The organism is Streptomyces sp. RP5T, assembly GCF_003933965.1.
Classification (GTDB): domain Bacteria; phylum Actinomycetota; class Actinomycetes; order Streptomycetales; family Streptomycetaceae; genus Streptomyces.
In genome coordinates this window covers 1-2,042 of record NZ_RSAJ01000956.1, presented here as the reverse complement: position 1 = coordinate 2,042, position 2,042 = coordinate 1, and the positions used below count along the sequence as shown (strand labels likewise).

2 protein-coding genes are annotated in these 2,042 nt (G+C 73.4%); both read left to right on the top strand.

The features are described from left to right. Positions 1 to 62 precede the first annotated feature (62 nt). Entirely contained in the window at positions 63 to 956 is an 894-nt protein-coding gene (locus EHS43_RS43390) for a TatD family hydrolase (protein WP_125195923.1), read from the top strand. A gap of 13 nt (positions 957 to 969) precedes the next feature. Further along, a partial coding sequence (gene eboE, locus EHS43_RS43385; RefSeq protein ID WP_125195922.1) for a metabolite traffic protein EboE occupies positions 970 to 2,042 on the top strand: 1,073 nt, incomplete at its 3' end.

The window sequence follows — 2,042 nt, the reverse complement described above, 5'->3', positions numbered from 1 at the left end:
CCCCATCGACGTCGTCCCCGCCACCGAGCACCACCCACCGATCTCAGGGAGTGAGCGCGCCCGTGCGCATCTTCGATCCCCACATCCACATGACCTCCCGCACCACCGACGACTACGAGGCGATGGCCGCGGCCGGCGTCCGCGCCCTCGTGGAGCCCGCCTTCTGGCTCGGTCAGCCCCGCACCGCCGTCGGCACCTTCGTCGACTACTTCGACGCGCTGCTCGGCTGGGAACCGCACCGCGCCACGCAGTTCGGCATCCGTCACCACTGCGCAATCGCCCTCAATCCCAAGGAGGCGGGCGACCCGCGCCTCACGGGTGTCCTGGACCTGCTTCCCCGCTATCTCGCCAAGGACGGCGTCGTCGCCGTCGGGGAGATCGGCTACGACTCCATCACCCCGGCGGAGGACGAGGCGTTCGCCCGCCAGCTCGAACTCGCCCTGCACCACGGCTTGCCGGCTCTGGTCCACACCCCGCACCGCGACAAGGCGAACGGCACCCGCCGCACCCTCGACGTGGTCAGGGAATCCGGCATCGACCCCGGACGGGTCGTCGTCGACCACCTCACCGAGGCGACGGTCGGGATGGTCGCGGACAGCGGCTGCTGGATGGGCTTCTCCGTCTACCCGCGCACGAAGATGAGCGAGCGGCGCATGGTGGACATCCTCGGCCGGTACGGCACGGAGCGGATGCTCGTGAACTCGGCGGCCGACTGGGGCCACAGCGACCCGCTGAAGACCCGGGCCACCGGCGACGCCATGCTCGCCGCCGGGTTCGACGCCGACGACGTCGACCGTGTGCTGTGGCGCAACCCCGTCGCCTTCTACGGACAGAGCGGACGACTCGACCCGGAGTTCGCCGCCGGCGCCGAAGCGGCCCCCGCAGCCGACGGCACGGCAGCTCCCGCTCCCGTGCCCGCCTACGCGGGCAACTCCCTCGCCCGCGGTGGCGAGTGACCACGGAGGCCCGATGCGCTTCGCACACCCGGACGGCACCACCGTCCACCTCGCCTACTGCACCAACGTGCACCCCGCCGAAACCCTCGACGGCGTCCTCACCCAGCTCACCCGCTACGCCGAACCGGTCCGCCGCCGCCTCGGCAGCGACCGTCTCGGCCTCGGACTGTGGCTCTCCCGCCCCGCCGTCACCGAACTGACCACCGACCGCGCCGCGCTCGCCCGGCTGCGGGTCGAGCTGGACGCCCGGGGCCTGGAGGTCGTCACCCTCAATGCCTTCCCCTACCGCGGCTTCCACGACCGCGCGGTGAAGAAGTCCGTGTACCAGCCCGACTGGTCCGAGCCCGCCCGGCTGGAACACACCCTCGACTGCGCCCGGGTGCTGGCCGCGCTGCTGCCCGACGACGCCGTCCGCGGCTCGGTGTCCACGCTTCCGCTCGCCTGGCGGGAACCGTGGACGACCGACCGTGCCGACCGCGTCCACCGTCACCTCGACCGGCTGGCCCAGGGCCTGGCCGCGCTGGCCGCCGACACCGGCCGCACCGTGCGGGTCGGTTTCGAACCCGAGCCGGGCTGCGTGATCGAGAACACCGAACAGGCCGTACGCCTGCTCGCCGACGTCGATCCGCGCCGGCTCGGCGTCTGCCTCGACACCTGTCACACGGCGGTCGGCTTCGAGGACGTGCCCACCGCCTGCGCCCGGCTGGACGCCGCCGGGCTGCCCGTCGTCAAGGCACAGGTCTCCTGCGCGCTGGCCGTCGACGACCCGCAGGACCCGGCTGCCCGCGCCGCGCTCTGGGAGTTCGCCGAGCCCCGCTTCCTCCACCAGACCCGCGAGTCGCTGCGCGGCAGGCTGCTGGCGGTCGACGACCTGCCCGACGCGCTGGGCGGAGCGCTGCCGGGAGCGGGTCCCTGGCGCGTCCACTTCCACACCCCGCTGCACGCCGCCCCCAGACCCCCGCTGCGCTCCACCGGGGACGAACTGCTCGCCGCCCTTCAGACCCTGGTCGGCGGCCCTGCCGCGCTCACCGACCACCTGGAGGTGGAGACCTACACCTGGTCGGTGCTGCCCGGCGGCACCGGTCC